This window comes from Pedobacter nototheniae (assembly GCF_004335085.1).
GTDB lineage: Bacteria > Bacteroidota > Bacteroidia > Sphingobacteriales > Sphingobacteriaceae > Pedobacter > Pedobacter nototheniae.
In genome coordinates, this window is sequence record NZ_RQRS01000033.1 from 1 (window position 1) to 17452 (window position 17452).

The following is a 17452-nucleotide window of genomic DNA, read 5'->3' on the forward strand; positions in this document are numbered from 1 at the left end:
TCTTGTATTTATTAATCATAGAAATGGATGGATAAATCCTGTGACTGGATGGAAAATTATGCAAGCACAAATTGCTATATTTTTTGAGGACAGATTTAATCAATGACACAGTTTATTGAACAGACCCCACGGCGATTAACCGGCCGTCTTCACTTCATCATATGAAGGACCTGTCAAGAAAATTGAAGATAAATCTCAGATCCGAAAGACCTGGTTGGAAATATAAATTGGGACTGATCCGGCAATCCTGTATCTGATCTCAAGAAAATACCTGTTGAGGTTGGAGGCTAAAAGCGAAAGCCCCAAAAACAAAATGATCCCGATAAGAACCGCTTGCAGAATTGGAAGCACGGTTTTCTTCCGTTCATCAAGGATACACTTAAATTGTCTTGTAATTTTTGAATCCTTTCCAAGCGGAGAAAAGCTGCCATTGTGCTGGCCAGCTGATTTTATTCCTCTGGCTGATTCCAAAAGGGATAGGTTGGATAAAAAAAAGATGTTGCCCAAAGAGATAATAAGGTATAGCAAAACAACTCCGATTATAGAGCAATTTGGAACCTGCCTAATTTTCAAACACTTCAAATTAACAACCTAAATGTAAGCTGCTAAAATCCGTATAAATCTAAAAAAGCAACAAAATAATAGGTAACAAAGCTGTGGCAAAATAAATTAGACAGAGATTGATAGTCGTTTACAAGGGTTGCAATATTGCTTATCGATATGCAAAATTAAATCAAAAATTTGACGTAGAATTTCCAAAACCTAAATTTTAAGATGCTAATCAATTGTTAATATCCAGCTCCCAAAAACGATCAGATATTTTTCAACGAAACTAGATTGCAATTTTGTAGAAATATTGAAGTCTGGTACTAGGAGCGGGATGTTTATTAAAGTTCAGTACCAATGGTAAAGCGAAGACCTAGTGAGCTTACACCTCCGTGATCAAGATAACCAAACCGTTTAATGAGATCTAAGCGGAGTATTTTAAAGATATTTCCAACACCAACACCTAACTCTGCATAAGGGGTTTTTCCCAAAGGGAATGTTAAGGGATTTCCAGCCAGTGTTCTGGGAAAACGTAGCAGTTCTGGATGTAAAGTTGGATTGTTCTCGTCTCGCAAACCGCCATAAATCACTTTGGCAGACACAAATTCCCTCAATTTTAATTTTTTAATTAAGGGAACTTTATTGAGCAGGAACCCTCCAAATGCATGTGTTAAGTTTAGGCCGACATAATGGTCGGCAACAAACTCCAGAAAATTCATATTGTTGTAGGCATTTCTATCATAAAGATAAGTTTGGTTAGCTGGTAAAATAGACAATAAAGGAAAAGGCAGTTGACCTAAAGTCGTACCACCAAGAAGTGTAATATCCGAGTAGCCTAGTTGAGATAAATAAAATCGCTTATAAAGGGTACTACCTAACGAGAGGTAACGGTATTCACCACCTGCAAATCCCTTTAAACCATAGGCACTTTGAAGCGTAAATATGGGGTATTTACTCTTAATCGGGTGTCGTTGTTGGGTGCCTAAAAAAATTTGTTCGTGTGGTGCATACCTAAGCGCAAGATTGATTTCTGAAACCGTGAGTTTATTAAGCATTGTTCCATTTCCAGTTTGAAACACTAGATTATCGGCAGGACTTTGCATCCAATATTTAGCCCCAACGTTAAAAGAAAAGTGGTTCTTAAAATCCCGTACATAATTTGCCTTAACAATGCGATTATAAAGCCACTGATCACTTTTACCTCGGGAAAAAGAACCTAACAAGCTTTGGAACTTATCAACCAAAAAATTTTGACCGGGAATATCGGTATCATCCTGATAACTAACCTTAATGTAGTTGCTCGGATAACCCCATGGAGGAGTTGCATTAAAGGCATACGTTCCAGCCAGATAATATTTAGGCTTTTTATCTTTGAAACCATAAGCCGTAAAACCCTCTAGATAAATATTCGGATTAAAGGTTTTAGTTGTTCGCCCACCAATACTTGCCCTACTCCCCTCTAAATCATTAAAAGCGTAAAAACTGCCATTTGGGCCAAGCTGAACTGGGCCAAGGTCGGCATAACCGCCCGTAATAAATTTCGCCAGCCAGGCTGTCCGTTTGTAGGATGGCATTTTCTGTAAACTATCGATATTCTTATAAATCATAGCCTGCGCTTTCGTTAAAGTATCAGCTCGGAGATTTGTCCACAGATTGTCTGTAGGTTTTTCTGTAATTAAATCAACCTGATGGCTATCTCCATTATAAAAACTAAAGGCCAGTGGCTCATTTATTTTGTAATCTGTAAAGAATACCGTTCTGTTTCCAAAAATCTTGGTCCCTTTAGCTTTCATCAGGCCAAAATCAGATTGCATATCACTTTTGACCAGGTAAAATCGACCGTCAGGATATTGCGTAAAATCCTGTCTAACATCCATTCTTCTTACAAAATTGATATTGATGTGTTTGTTCAAACTTAGGATATCGGATTTTACGGCATAACGGCCATCCATAGTGATGTACAATTTTCCCTCGAAAAGCAAATCACCCAGATTTCTGGGCGTAAAACTGATTTCAATAAGACGTTCATTTCGATTACTTACGGTATCGGTAATAAAAAATTTATAGAAATCGGGGGCATGGTCGGCAATTGGACTTAAAAACTGATTGGTAAGGATAAAAATATTATTGGCATAAATATCCGGGTTGCCGTATAACCGATTCAGGTAAATATCAAGCGCAGCGGTATCAACAAGCGTATTATAATTTAATTCTTTATGGGCTTTTAAAATGTCAATATTTTTTGAGGGATGTCCTCTTGAATAAATATCTTCATACTTTTCGGCCATATAGACAGGTAAGGCAGTTTTTACGCTGTCGTTTATTACCATGGAAGAATCGAGCAGGAACTTATATTTCGAAAATAATTTAGAGGAAAGAAATTTACCGGAAAGGTCGAACAGTGAAAAACCAATTCTTTCATACTGATGATATTGAACATAATCGGCGGCTTGCATTCTGTTCATTTCTTTGTGGTTGATTACCTGTTGAATAAGGGAAACCGCAGGATTATCACGGTTTTTGTAATGCGTTTTTCCTGTAACGTGTACAGAAACTTCGTCCAATTGCATATTGCTCCCCTTCAACTGTACATTCAATATTTGTGTTTTTCCGGCAACAATCAGTTTCAGCACCGTTTTAAATCCCACGCAAGAAAACTTTAACTGCAAAGCTTTAGAAGTAGTCATAATGTTATAGCGCCCATCTTCATCTGTTTTTGTGCTTGCCTGGCCTCCTGCAAAACTGATGGTAACATTGGTTAAAGGTTGCATGTTTGAGGCATCAAGCACCTGTCCTTTTATAACTGTCGGCAGCCGAACGATTTTAGGATCTATATGGTTTTCAGCCAGTTTATTGGAATCCAACTTTACTTGCGCACTATCCTTTTGCTGGCCGAAAAGCAACGAGGGAGCTGTTAAGAATGATAAAACTAAAAATACAATCTTTTTCATTTTGTTCATGATAGTGGGTTAAGATTTCTGTTCCAATGGAAAAAAGAGGAATTATTTATTGTTTACAACTCGCTTGAAAGAGATTGACTTGCTTAAGAACTCGAAATGCCAAAAGCCTTTCACCTTCAGCAAACCGTTTTCTTCAAGGCTTACTACAGAGCTCCAGTCTCTGCCACTGAGTGGATCGTAAATGATACCATCCTCCCATCGGTCTGAATCTCCGTTGTAATTCAAGCCCTTTAAAATTTCCATGCCCAAAAGTTTTCTGTGCCTCAAGGCTGGATCTGGATTATGGATATCCCTTCTAGTTTCCATTGGTCTGGACGGGTCGTCTTTATCACTGAACCAAGTGACAGTAGCCTTGAATCTGCCATTTTCTTTGGCAATATTAACCATCACATTTTTCTGTACCGAAATCCAATCACCAAGAATGAGATCTGATTTCTTATGATGGCTTGCGATTTTCGGTGGGCATACTTGTAATCCAAAAACAGTTAAGTAGCCAACCAAAACGATTTTACCTAATGTCAGCATAAACTTTTTGGGTTAAAGGTTCATCAATACCGGTTGTTTGCTGTTCTTTATCTTTTTTGAGAAAAGGATAGGAAAATAGCTTGGAAAAAGTTTTCATTTCTGATGATGGTGCAGTATCTACTCCGAAATTTATTTTCGACTCTTCCAGTTCCATGTATGTTCCAAACAACCTATCCCAAATGCAAAGAATATCGCCATAGTTGGAATCGGTGTACGGAAGTGTGTCATGGTGGTGCACCTTATGCAGACCAGGGGTGATAAATATCCAGCGAAGAATACGCTCCAATTTCGGCGGATAAGAAATAGAAGTATGCGCCATTAGGTTGGAAAAACTTTGAATAAACTGCCTTATTAGCAAAATAGCAATGGGTACTCCCGACAGGTATACCGTTAACACCATAAAACTTACCCGTACAAAGGTTTCGCCTGGGTGCTCGCGAACAGTTGTAGAAACATCAAGCTCGGTATCGCTGTGGTGGATAAGATGAAAATTCCACAAAAAAGCTGTTTTATGCATTGTAAGGTGATACACATATTCGAAAAAATCCATTAGTATAAATCCTACAACGAACCTGATTAGAAAGCTATCGCCAATTGGAATTTTATTTAGCAAGCCCCAGCCATGTTCTGCGGTTAATTCGCTAACCTTGATAACGGCCAGGGTTAAGGGCAATTGAATAAGTGTTGCTGTTGCCAAAAAATGAAGATTTAGAACAGTATGGCACCATTTGGTTTTTATGGATTCTTTTCTAAACAGTATTTCTGAATTCCAAAGTACAATAATGGTTGTCGCGAAAAAAAAGAGTTGAAGCGTTGTTGAATGGTCTGGCTTGGCAGTCATATCTCTTAACTATTAATAAATCTGTTAACTTTTTATTTGCTTTCGGATATAGAATTATCTCCATCTGGAGCTGATGGTTCGATAAATTCATCAAGTTTTAATGGCTTGGCCTGCATGCCAACCGAAGAACGCTGAAAGGGAGCCACGAGCAATAGCCATGGCACTATATCATTCATTTTTCCGAGTAGAGATTCTTTCCCTGTATTTTCCATGGTCTTTGTTTTTATTATCAAGACAGGAGCATTTGCAAATAGTCCTATAAGAAAAATGAAAAACTGCTTAAATTTCTATCGAAATTTTATTTGTGCGTCTGAACTTGTAGAAGACTTTTGCCTGAAAGTATTTCTACAGGCTTGACACAGACACTCCAATATTAATTAATCATTTTATAAGAGGATTCTAAAAGTTGCCGGAACGGCATACCGAAAAGAAATTGATGACCGACTTATTTGATCAGCTCTGCAACGGTGGTCGATTCTGCAGATACATCTGTACAATAAAAATATCCAAGCGCTCCCCCAGAAACATTACCTTTTACAACTCCCGGATTGGCCGAGAAAAGGCTTTTCCAATCCGTTTCCTGAAAAAGGTTATATAGATATTGCCCATAGGATTTGGAAAGCGAAAACTGATAGATATCGATTTTATCTGTAGAAAGGAGGGTAAAATCTGTTCGCTGCTCCAACACTGGCGAAAGCCCGTAAGGCGGTGCGTAATTGTGAATATAACAAAAGGGTTGTGTTTCGCTAAATAAGGATGGATTCCAGTCTTTTCCACCAGGGAATTTGTAAAATAATTGCATGCCTGATATTCCATCAAAAACATGTTTTGGTATAGATAGAATTAATTTTCCCTCATCGTTTATCGATTTCAAGTTAAGTGCTGCATTGCTAAAAGCATTAACTTTTTGTAAGGTATCTAGGGCGTCATAAGTAGAACCATTGTAAAGCACCTGGAGGTGGTATGTTGTGCCGTAAAGTTTATTATCTGGAAGAATTCCACTATAAACTCCTGGTACATTTGATATTTTGAGCATTGTACCGTTGATGTAAACCTTCGCATCGTTAATTGGGCTAATGGGATTTTGCAAATTGTAAGATGGTTTTGTTAAGTAAATATATTGAGCTGCAGACAACGTATTTACACCACCTTCAACAACCAATGGCGCAATATTGGTCGGCGCGGGAAGAACTACCTTATCAACCAGTTCTTTTTTACATGAAAGGCAAACTACAAGAAGAAAAAAAATAGTGGTCAGTCTTTTCATGTTTAAAATCTGAAATTATAAGATAATGATGGCATAATGCCTGAAAACGATTCTTCAAAGCCGAGGTTTTTATCGGGTTCGATGGTTGCCAAACGGTAAAACATTGGATTTCTTCGGTTATAAACATTATAAATCCCAAAGTTCCAGGTCGCTTCATACGCTCTTTTTTGATTGTCCTTTTTCGGTATTTTAGGATTAAGCTGAAAAACAATATCCAGTCTGTTAAAATCTGGAAATCTGGCATTGTTTCTTCCCTGGTAAATAGGGACTTTTGAACTATTGTAAGTATAATAGCCAACCGGTAATGTTATGGTTCGCCCTGTTCGGTAAGAAAATAATGATGAAAGCACCAGCCTATTACTAAGGGGATAGCTGAGCGACAGCTTTAAATCATTGGGAATATCATAGTTCGCGGCATAGCGTTGCCCATCGTTTATACCATCAATCTTTTTAAAAACACGCGAATAACTGTAATTTAAATTGGCCGTAAAACCTGCGATTTTCTGATGTGTAGACAGTTCGATACCATAACTATTTGCAATTCCGAAGCGGATAAATTGTTTGTAATCGGGATTAAGAATAATCTTTGCATGATCTAAAAGATCCAACTGATTGAACGACCTGCGAAAATATCCAGAGAAATTATAAACACGCTTTGGATTCTTAAGATAACTAAAGGTAGCCGAAAAAAAATCGGCGCGTTGTGGCGGAACCAGGGGGCCCGAAGAAATATAGGTATCCATTGCCGAATAGGCCTGTTCATTGTTTTGCAACACCTGAAGATGTTGGATGGTACGGTTGTAGGAAAATTTAAGTAGACGGTCTTTCTTTAACTCGAAAATAAGTTGAGCTCGGGGCTCAAGGCTGTAATGAGACCAAGAGGGGCCATAAATATTCTGCTCTATCTGGCTGGATTCATTATATATCCCTGCACGAATTCCGTACCTTAAATGTAAATAACTCAAAATTTCAATATCATTGTCAAAGTAAAGTGCATATTCTAGCGATGACACTCTGTTTAAGCTTGTGCTTTTGTCATCCACCAAGGTTTCGCCGGGTTTTAAATGATGTCTGGTACCAGAAACACCAAACTGAATATGGTTTTTTGAACTGTGGTAATAAGAAAAATCTGCCTTGAGGGTAACATCTCTAATCCCCGTGAGCCATTCGTTATTATCGGTGGATTTGTTATTTAGACTTAACGAACTTCGGTAATTACTATAAATGGCCGAAAAGTTCATAAACAATTTTGGCGTGTACACATGATTTAGCCTAAAAGTTACCGTAGTATTGGTCCAATCGTTGGCGAAATTATCCTCTGAAAAAAGATGGTCGAAACCATGATAAAATGAGAGGTAAATACGGTCTTTAGTGCTTAATATAAAATTGGTCTTAAGGTTTATGTCGTAATAATTTGCATTTACATTAAAGTAACGAAAATCGTAGTTGAGCAAATCGACCAGACTTCTGCGGGCCGCAAAAAGAAATGAACTTTTGTTTTTTACAATCGGTCCCTCTGTCGCTAATCCTGCAGATAGCAGACTAAGCCCCCCTTTAATGTGGTAATCTGTTAAACTGCCCTCTGCCAATTTGGTATCTACTACTGAAGAAATTCTGCCACCATAACGAGACGGCATATAATCTGGATAAAGCTCCACATTTTTTAAGGCATCGATATTGAGGGTAGAAACCAGACCAAATAAATGAGAGGCATTATATATCGGTGCTTCATCAATCAATATCAAATTCTGGTCATAGCCTCCCCCCCTAACCGAAATTGCCGAACTGCCTTCAGATGCATTTTTAACCCCCTGTTCCATTTGTAGGGCTTTCATTGCATCAATTTCTCCAGCGAAATAAGGGATTTTCATAATATTCCGTATGGATGGTTTGATAATGGACTTCACCATCTCCAAAGAATCTTCGGAAGGGTTTTTGCCACTGATGCTTACCTGAGCCAACTCATAAACGTTCTTTTTTAGTCCAATGCTTAAATATCTGTCTTTTGTGTGCTTAATCAACTGGTTATCTTGCTTGTATCCAATAAAATTAACTATGAGCGGATAGTTCCCCTGCGGTAATGAGATTGAAAAATATCCATACTGGTTCGAAAATTGTTTTTCGTTACCAATTTCTAATAAGGCACCGATTAAGTTCTCTCCAGTTTCTTCATCAAAAACAATCCCGTTTAGGGTAAAAGGCACAGTAGCCTGTTTGTTAATTACAACTGAACCTGCGAGCATTTCGAACTCCAAACCACTATCTTTTAGTAAAAATGAAAGAATATTCCGAACGCGCTCGCTGTTAAAAATTTTGTCCTGAATTGCTTTTTGGGGAATAATCTCAGGCTCAAAGGCAATTGAGACCCCACTTTGTTTTTGGAATTTTTCTAGTGCTGTTCTAAGATCTGTATTTTTGAAGGAGATAGAAACTTTTCTCTCTAAGGCAGCATTTTGGGCAAAACAATATGGACCTGAGCACAAAAAAATACCCAACCAGGCTAAAAAACCAAGTATGAAATGTTGTCTCCTACTCAAAGGTTATCAATTATACCAGTGTTGCCCATTACTTTTTCTTTAGATAAATTGTCTGTCCTTTAGTTGTCTGCTCTAGTTGAAGCGCCTTGCACACCACAGTGATAATATCATTTAAAGATTTCTTTTTAAATTCCGCTGTAAAGCGACGGTTCTTAAGCAAGCTATCTTCAATAACAACTTTTTGATGATAGGCCAACGCCAGTGACTTTGCAACCTCGGCCAGGGTTGCATTGTTAAAAATGAGATGATGGTCTGCGTACGCCTTATAATTTGGATCCTGGATAATACCTTTTGCAATTTTATCCTGGCTGAAATTATAGTTTGCCAGTTCACCAGCTTTTAAATTTACCATTACAAAATTCGCATCGTTCTTGTTAATGCTTACCTCACCCTCATTAACCGATACGGTTAAATAACCAGCGGTAGAACCAATGTTAAAACTGGTACCAATATCTTTCACAACAATATTGTGATGCTCTATGCTAAAAGGGTATTTTCCATTGTGAACAACCTCTAAAAAGCATTCACCCTTAACCAGTTCTAATTTTCTTGAATGATTAAAATCTGCACTATAATAGGTAATCTTACTATCGGCATTTAGTGTGATTTTCGAACCGTCAGGAAGTGTGAAATGAATGGCCTCATTATTATTTGATGTTAAAGTAACCATGCGGGGAGCAGAAAAATAAATCGTGATCATCAATCCGACAACCAAAATAGCCGCTGCAGCTGCCCATCTTGAAACTTTAAGCGAAAGAATTTTAGTTTTTTTAACGGGTGGAAAATCAGACAATCCCATTTTGGAATGTAAAACCGATAACGAACTTTCTGTATCTAGCTTGCGGTATGTATCCAGTAGGTCGAGATTTGTAAAATCGCTTAAAACCAGCTGGTAAAACTCTTCATTTTCAGTTGTTAACTTTCGCCAGTCTGAAAGCTTTTGAGCATCGTTCACTGAGATATTGCCATCCTGCTCATCCAATATAAGTTGCAGATAAATTGATTCGTTAGTATTTGGGTCGAAATTCTCCATATTATAAGCTAGACAACATTAATATAAAAAAGACCTATAAAGAATAGTGATGAAAAACACGATGATAATCGCATGTTCTAGATTTTCCCTCAATTTTTTATATCCATAGGTGAGATGATTTTTAACTGTTTTTATGGAAATCCCTAGTCGTTCTGCTATTTCCTGTTGCTTTAACTTATCGAACTTACTCATTAACAATACCTTTTGGCATTGACCTGGAAGCCGGAGAATAGCTTTTTCGAGGGCCAAAAGTTGATTTTCAAGAATTTCTGCATCATTTAATTCCGTTTCATTTTCTATATCATCGCATTCAGATAATTCAATATGAACGGTAGTTATACGATCCCGTTTCAGCAAATTTAGCGAAGCGTTTACCACAGCTCGAGATAAATATCCAGAAAGAGAATAGGATAATTTTATCTTTCCAGCAAGATTCCAGATTTTAATAAATACATCATGAACCACTTCTTCTGCCATTTCTTCCCGGCGCAGATATTTATAGGAAATGGTAAAAAGCTTTTTATAATATTGCCTATAGAGTTTATCAAAGACGTGTCGATTTTGTATCGAAATCTCATTTAAAATCTCTTGGTCTTCAAATACCGTCGACATGATAAAAATACTTTTTAAGAATGATTAATTTGAAAAATGGCAGAAAAGCATAGGACAGCCTTACGCTTTATTATTATCTATTTCCCAAATTCCAGAACTTTGAAAGTTCCCGGAATCATTTTTGGGCGTTGTCCCTCAACAGTGCTTTTCTCAAAATTTGCTGTTGGAAGAAAAATGTGATGTGTAACGGCATCAAGGGCTATTGTCCTAGCTCCAGACTCAGATTTTATGGTTTCTTCTACCACGAATTTATCAGCTGAAACTTCTCTCACTACTGTGATGGTTCCTTCGCCGTTTGAGCTGTAAGCTAATTTTGTTGTTGCATCGAAAACCACACCGTCAGCGCCATCGCCAATTGGTAACTTAGCAATGTGTTTGCCTGTTTTAGCATCTAAAACAAGCATCACCTTGTTTGAACAAACCGTAAATAACCTCGAATTAGCTCGGTCTATTGCCAATCCTGAAGGCTCTTCGCCACCAACGAGTTTATAGCGAGATAATACTTTGAATGTTTTGCTATCAAAGCAAACAATTTCGCTCGTATCCTCAATGTTTACATAAATCTTTCCTTTTCCGTCAGAAACACCAGCCTCTGGCTTTCCACCCAATGGAATGGTTGCAACTACTTTATCTGTTTGTGGAACGATGACTGTAGCATCGTGGCTTTTGCCGTTAAAAACAAATACTTTTTGTGAATAGTCATCAAAAAAAGTAGCATCAGGGTTTTGTCCAACATTAATTTGCGCCATGACCGTTAGGTTTCTTAAATCAAAAACAGTACAAGTCCCCAATTTACCGTTCGTGGTATACCCTTTGCCTAAAGCACTTGCAATGGCAATTCCGTGTACGCCCGGTGTGTTGTGGATTACACCAACCGAATCGCCCGAAACTTTGCTCAAAACATTTACTTGGGTTCCGTGAGAAACAAAGAGGTTATTGTTCTTTTGGTCGACAGTCAGGTAGTCCCATCCTCCACTGCTCCCAATGCTGTGTGAAGCCAGCAAATGAATGCCTGTTTTCTTTTGTGCGCTTACCGATAGGCCTGTTGCAACCAATAAAGCGAGAGTTAAAATTTTCTTTTTCATCTTTTTAAATTTGTTTTGTGATGGAGCTACCATGATTTGATCATTCCACTGTGTGATTTTGAAAATCATTGCGGCTTCATTTTATTTTTTGAGTTGAATTTTAAACGATTGATATACTAAGTAACGGCCTGATTCTGTAGCAATTTGGGTTTTTAAGCTAATTCAAAATAATTGATAACGATTGAGGTAGAAATTAATAAGAAGATACAAACAGCAATAGCCAAGTAGATAACCAGCAACAACATCAGTAAGCCAGTGTGCGCCGAGGTAAACCCTGGATATCGAGACCAATATGATGATGGTTACACAAAATGTAGCAACAATCAACCTGATGATCAATGGTATTGTCTTCAATTTAAACATCAAAAAAACCAGAAACCCAAAGAAAACAGTATAAAAAAGGACGTGTCCGCTCGGAAAACTTTGTTGTCTTGTTATCTCGATAATCCTGACAAGATTTTTGGCAGGCCTTGGTCTGTTGATCAAATACTTTACAACTGAACTAAGCAGGCCTGAAATCATTGTAAAAAAAACAAATAAAGCCTCTCGCTTGAATTTGAAAAGCAAAAATAACAATGACACGACAGCTACAATTGGAATACTGTATTTAAAGTTGCCAAAACTACTTACAGCAGTCATAAAGGCATCAAAAAAAGCATTTCCATGTTCCTGAATTTCTAATGAAAACCATTTATCAAGAATTGTTGGTGGCAGCACTACAACGAAAACAGTTAATGCAATAAAACCTGTAAGCCAAATCCAAAAAAGGTACTTCAAAAACGGTCTTCGTAAAAATTGTAATTCAGTATTAGCCATTTGCATGCGTAGCCTTTTTTGAATAAAATTTACGAATAAGACTTGGTAATGCCACCAATAGCAAAGGCAATGCAACAATAAACCCACCGATTACGGCAATGGCCAATGGTTGGTGAAGCTGTGCTCCTGCACCAATACCCAATGCTAATGGCATCAATGCAATAATTGCTCCTAATGCAGTCATTAATTTAGGCCGTAATCTGGTTGAAATGGCAAAAGTAATTGCATCATCTACGTCTTTATCATGCAACGATTCCTTGAACTGTAAGAAAGTAAAAATTGCATTCTCACCGATAATACCTACGATCATAATAAGCCCTGTGTAACTGCCCACGTTTAGCGGCGTACCAGTTATAAACAATGCTAAATAACTACCTGAGATTCCCAAAACAGAAATCAAGAGAATTAAAAACGCTATTCTGAAATCCTTGAAAAGGAATAAAATTACGCTAAACACCAGCAAACTTGATGCAATAAGAATGGTCAGCAATTCAGAAAAGGACTGCTGTTGCTCTTTGTAGGCACCACCATATTCGATGTGATAGCCTGAGGGCAGGTTTACTTTTGATCTGATGGCCGATTGAATATCCGTCATCACACTCCCCAAATCGCGGTTATCTAACCTGGCAGTAATTACCCCAATAGTCTGCAGGTTTTCTCGCTCAACTTCGGCACTACCCGATTTAAGTTCAACTTTAGCCAAATTCTGAATTGGAATAGCTGTTCCATTAGGTAAAAAAATCTTCATCCTCGAGATATCTGAAATACTAAATTTTCTACTGCCCGGATAAACCATCCGGATGGGCGAAAGCTGTTGTTTATCATACAAATCGCCGATAACATTTCCTTGCATGCCCGTTTGAACCTGCAACTGAAACGACGCAGGCGTTACACCATATTGAGCAAGCATAGCAAAATTAGGCTGAACATTCACCGTTGGCCCCGACAACACAATCCCGTCAAACACATCGGCCGTTCCGCTTACCCTTGAAACCAGATCCGCTACCTGCTTTGATAAGCCCTGCAACTTTTGCTGGTCGTTACCAAAAATTTTAATCTCGATTGGCTGAGTCGAACTCATTAAATCGCCGAGCATATCGCCAATTACCTGGCCAAAATCAACCACTAATGCAGGCTGTGTACTTTCGATATGCGCTCTGATATCAGAAATCACTTCATCGGTACTTTTCGTTCTGTTGGTTTTAAGTTGGATAAGGTAATCACCCGTATTGGGTTCGGTGATGAAAAAGCCCATTTGCGTGCCCGTTCTTCTCGAATATGCCTGCACATCAGGAATTTTAACAATTTCTTTCTCTACCTCTTTCAACATCCTGTCGGTTTCTTCAAGCGATGTACCCGGAGGAGATGCATAATCCAAAACAATACTCCCCTCATCCATTTCGGGCAAAAACCCCGTTTGTAAACGAGGAAAAACGATTGCTATCGAGGCAATTAAAATCAACATAAAAACAAAACTGATGTACGGTCGCTGAATAAAATAACGCACCCAGTTTTGTGGCTTAACTTCATGTACAACAGCTTGCTTACCTGATGCATTGTTGTGTGAATCTTTTGTGAGCAACAGATAAATTACGGGCAAACCGATCCAGGTTACAAAAAAGGAGCAAACCAGGGTGATAATCATCGTGTTGGTCATTACCTGAAAATAGGATCCTGCAACTCCTGTCATGAGTACGAAAGGCACAAAGATTACAATGGTACTAATTGATGAACCCAACATCGCAGGGAAAAGATAATCAATAGCTTTGCTCAATAGGGTTCGGGTCGGTTCCTCAGGATGTTCCTCATGTGTACGGTGGATTTGTTCTACCACCACAATGGCATCATCAATAATCAATCCGATCGCCGCTGCAATTGCGCCCAAAGTCATGATATTTAAGGAGTAACCGATAGAATAAAGTACAATTACCGTTAAGCAAAGCGTAACCGGAATGGTAATTAATATCGTTGCGCTGGCTTTGAGCGAACGCAGGAAAATAATGGCCACAATGATGGCTAGGGCTAGTCCAATCCATAAACTATCGCGAACACTTTTTACCGATTCGTTTACAAAATCGGCCTGTACATAATAAGGTTTAATGGTAACACCTGCCGGAAGGATCTTTTTAAGCTGACTAACCTTTGTGGCCATTTGGCTCGAAAGGTCTACAAGGTTTGCATTAGGCTGTTTAATAACGGCAATTAAAATACCATCCTTACCGTTTGCATTTATCCTGGTGTACTCTACACTTTGCTGTATGCTAACTTTGGAAATATCGCTAACTTTTACGGTACGGTTTCCCTTTCTGGTGAGGACAAGGTCTTCGAGGTCAGTTTTGGTTTTTACCGTCGCATCGGTAACCGAAAGATATAAATAATTGTGGTCGGCTAAATAACCGTTCGATTTTATAAAGTTGGTTTGTGAAAGTACAGTGCTAATCTGGTCGGGCGATATACCAAGCGTCTGCATTTTGGCAACGTCAAGCTCAAACCAGAATTCTTTACTTTTTCCACCAATTACCCGAATTTCAGACACACCCGTAACTTGCGAAAGAAAGGGTTTTACGGTATAAGTGGCAATCTTTTTCAGCTCTACCGGTGAATAATTATGACTTTCCAGACTATAGCCGCTAACAGGTAAAATCGAGGGGTTCATTTTCTCAACCGAGATGTTAACCCCTGCCGGCAATGTTGCACTGATTTTGGCAATCTGCGATTCGATTTGTTGCTGGCTTAAATTGATATCTGCCCCCGGATTCATAAATGCCGAAAGCTCGCAACTTCCGCGACTCGTTTTGCTCCGAACCAATTGCAGATTTGGCACTTGTTTTACCGCATTTTCCAATGGACGGGTTACCGTAACGACCATTTTATCAACTGGTTGCAGTTCAGCATCGGCAATGATTTTAATCTTCGGAAAAGTGATTTCAGGAAAAAGCCCAGTCTTTAACTGCTGAAAAGAATAAACTCCGCCAACCAGAATAATGACTAGGACGGCCAGAATGGGGTTTCTATGAGAAATAAAAAAGTTCTTCATGGCTATTTCTGAATTTTAACTTTAGCCGTATCGGCAATCCCATAGTTACCCGATGTGATAATTCTATCCGTTTTAGAAAACTTAGGACTCAACACTTCAGTTGTACCGCTGTTTTCGATGCCTTTCTTCACATTTACTTTTATAGCCGTAGAATCGTTAATGAGTTTCATTACCCAAAACTCATCTTCCGTTTCGTTAGCCAATACTGCAGATTTTGGTAACACCTGTGCATTCGGGTGGCTGAGTTTGCTCAGTCTTACCTTTGCAATTAACCCTTCAGGAATATCTTTCCCTGATGGAACTTTTATAATATATCGCTGGGTTTGGGCCAATGAGTCAACAGCAGGCATTGTTCCGGAAACGGCTCCTGCCAACGAAGTTCCATCGGGTAACAATACATTCAGGTTTCCGTTTTGCTTAATGATTTGGTTAAGCTCGTAGGGCAGGTCTAACAAAAACACCAAACTATTGCGGTTGCTGATGGTTGCCAAAGCCTCACCATCCTGCACATAATCGCCTTTTTGATGATTAACCTGAACAATGATCCCGCTCTGCTCCGCCCGAATATTTGAAATCCCTGAAAACCTAAACCCAGGATCGAGTTTGTTTACGGTATTGCCTATAGACCTTGCCTCTTTGGTAATCAGCGTAAAGAGATTTTGTCCAGTGCCCACTTTTTGGCCGGTCCCGGCATTTGCCTTTTCGATATAACCGTTGATATTTGCCTTCACAAAACTCTTTTCCAAATAAGCAGATACGGCCGAAAGCTCAACATATTCAGTCAGTGAACTGTCGCCCACATGCGTGATTTGTACGGGTGTAACCGGAGATGGCGTATCTGCTGCAGCTTCAGGTGCTGAACTGCTACAAGAAGAAAACATGATTGTAACAGCCAGGCTGCCATAAATCAATTTTAAATATATGTTCATTATCGGTTCCAGTAATTGTATTGATTAATCAGTTTTAAGCGGTTAATGGTGGTTTGTCTGAGCAGGTTTTGTGCAGAAAGATAATTGTTAATGGCGATTACAAAATCAGCCACACGTAAATCGCCTGTATGCATCAGTTTACTATCCACATCAATCAGACCTTTACTAAACCTGATTTGGTCGTTAATTTTTCCAAAAAGCGCATCGGTTTGGTCAATTTGCTGACGTATTAAGTTAAGCTGTTGCGCTTGTTGCCGAACAAAAAACGCTCTATAATTTGATATGGTTTCAGAGGCCAGACTGAGTTTGTTGAACTGCATTTTTTTTTGATGACCATCATAAATAGGAAAAGAAAATGTAAACCCCACGCTGGCTCCAAAATTTTTATAAGGCTGAAGCGTTAGTGATGAACTATAACCGCCATTTGCATATACGCCAAGTTTTGGTTTATAATTCAGGCTGATGGAACTCCTTTGATTTTCGTTCTTCAAACTATCCAATTCAAATTTCCTTTTGAAAAAACTCGTTTCGGCAAGCAGCTTATCCGATTTAAGTTTCGGCTCCTCTAACCGGACTAACGTGGTATCGGTAATTCCGGATAAATAATTTAGGGTTGCCAAATCATTTTTATGCTGCAAGGCAGCTTGTTGTAAGCTTAATTCCTGCTGCTGCAGTGTAACCAAAAACGTTAAATATTCTGATTGCTTGTAAATATTACTTCTGGTTAAAGTTTTAAGCAAAGCTTCTTCTTTTCTAAGTAAAGCAACAACCTCACTGTTAAAACCAACCTGGTCTTGACTGGCAAAAGCTAAAATATATTGGTCGGCAATGGAACGATTTAAGTCGAATGTCGACACTTGACTTGCATACCTAATGGAATCGCTTAGTAGTTTTACCCCTTGCAGTTGGTTATTAATACGTTTCTTATTCAATAAATCGTAATTCACATTGAGTAAGGCGTCTAATGATTGTCCGTTGGTGATGACACCATCGTAACCATATCCTTGAATAATGGGTGCGTACAATCCGGTTGAAGTTCCTCTAATCTGGGGCTTTGCTATTGCCCGAACAATAAGGCTATCGATACCCGCAGATTTACGCTGGTTTTCTAAATCCTTAAGTACGGGACTTGTAATTTTTGCCTGGTTGAGAAAAAAATCAAGATTTTTTGTTATCACTTGTGCCCTCCCTAAAAGGGCGGAACACACAAGCACCAAAAGAAGAAAATATTTATAATCAGGCTTCATTTTCTAAAAATTTATTT

General features: G+C 38.6%; 13 protein-coding genes. All 13 read right to left on the bottom strand.

Features of this window, described 5'->3' with window-relative positions; all coding sequences use genetic code 11:
- Positions 1 to 887 precede the first annotated feature (887 nt).
- The gene (locus tag EHC72_RS21045; RefSeq protein WP_165585908.1) at positions 888 to 3497 is read right to left on the bottom strand and encodes a DUF5686 and carboxypeptidase-like regulatory domain-containing protein; all 2610 of its coding nucleotides are present in this window, start codon (positions 3495 to 3497) and stop codon (positions 888 to 890) included.
- A 51-nt stretch (positions 3498 to 3548) separates the two neighbouring features.
- On the bottom strand, positions 3549 to 4031 hold the full coding sequence (locus EHC72_RS21050) for a DUF2147 domain-containing protein (protein WP_131539698.1): 483 nt from the start codon (positions 4029 to 4031) through the stop codon (positions 3549 to 3551).
- Entirely contained in the window at positions 4015 to 4872 is an 858-nt protein-coding gene (locus EHC72_RS21055; RefSeq protein WP_131539699.1) for a sterol desaturase family protein, read from the bottom strand. The genes EHC72_RS21050 and EHC72_RS21055 overlap by 17 nt, the downstream gene beginning before the upstream one ends.
- A gap of 32 nt (positions 4873 to 4904) precedes the next feature.
- A complete protein-coding gene (locus EHC72_RS21060; protein WP_131539700.1) occupies positions 4905 to 5084 on the bottom strand; it encodes a hypothetical protein in 180 nt (59 codons plus the stop codon).
- Between the two features lie 233 nt (positions 5085 to 5317).
- Entirely contained in the window at positions 5318 to 6139 is an 822-nt protein-coding gene (locus tag EHC72_RS21065; RefSeq protein ID WP_131539701.1) for a DUF4249 domain-containing protein, read from the bottom strand.
- A gap of 2 nt (positions 6140 to 6141) precedes the next feature.
- Complete coding sequence (locus tag EHC72_RS21070; RefSeq protein ID WP_131539702.1) at positions 6142 to 8676, bottom strand: TonB-dependent receptor; 2535 nt, start codon at positions 8674 to 8676, stop codon at positions 6142 to 6144.
- Positions 8677 to 8704: 28 nt separating this feature from the next.
- A complete protein-coding gene (locus tag EHC72_RS21075) occupies positions 8705 to 9709 on the bottom strand; it encodes a FecR family protein (RefSeq protein WP_131539703.1) in 1005 nt (334 codons plus the stop codon).
- A gap of 18 nt (positions 9710 to 9727) precedes the next feature.
- Positions 9728 to 10321: an RNA polymerase sigma factor gene (locus EHC72_RS21080; protein ID WP_131539704.1), complete on the bottom strand. Its 594-nt coding sequence runs from the start codon at positions 10319 to 10321 to the stop codon at positions 9728 to 9730.
- A gap of 77 nt (positions 10322 to 10398) precedes the next feature.
- Positions 10399 to 11406, bottom strand: a complete 1008-nt coding sequence (locus EHC72_RS21085; protein ID WP_131539705.1) for a YncE family protein — start codon at positions 11404 to 11406, stop codon at positions 10399 to 10401.
- Positions 11407 to 11568: 162 nt separating this feature from the next.
- Entirely contained in the window at positions 11569 to 12222 is a 654-nt protein-coding gene (locus EHC72_RS21090; protein WP_165585909.1) for a phosphatase PAP2 family protein, read from the bottom strand.
- Positions 12215 to 15259: an efflux RND transporter permease subunit gene (locus EHC72_RS21095; RefSeq protein WP_131539707.1), complete on the bottom strand. Its 3045-nt coding sequence runs from the start codon at positions 15257 to 15259 to the stop codon at positions 12215 to 12217. The genes EHC72_RS21090 and EHC72_RS21095 overlap by 8 nt, the downstream gene beginning before the upstream one ends.
- A 2-nt stretch (positions 15260 to 15261) precedes the next feature.
- Positions 15262 to 16188: an HlyD family efflux transporter periplasmic adaptor subunit gene (locus EHC72_RS21100; protein WP_131539708.1), complete on the bottom strand. Its 927-nt coding sequence runs from the start codon at positions 16186 to 16188 to the stop codon at positions 15262 to 15264.
- Positions 16188 to 17435, bottom strand: a complete 1248-nt coding sequence (locus EHC72_RS21105; protein WP_131539709.1) for a TolC family protein — start codon at positions 17433 to 17435, stop codon at positions 16188 to 16190. Before EHC72_RS21105 ends, EHC72_RS21100 begins: the two co-directional genes overlap by 1 nt.
- Positions 17436 to 17452: the final 17 nt, after the last annotated feature.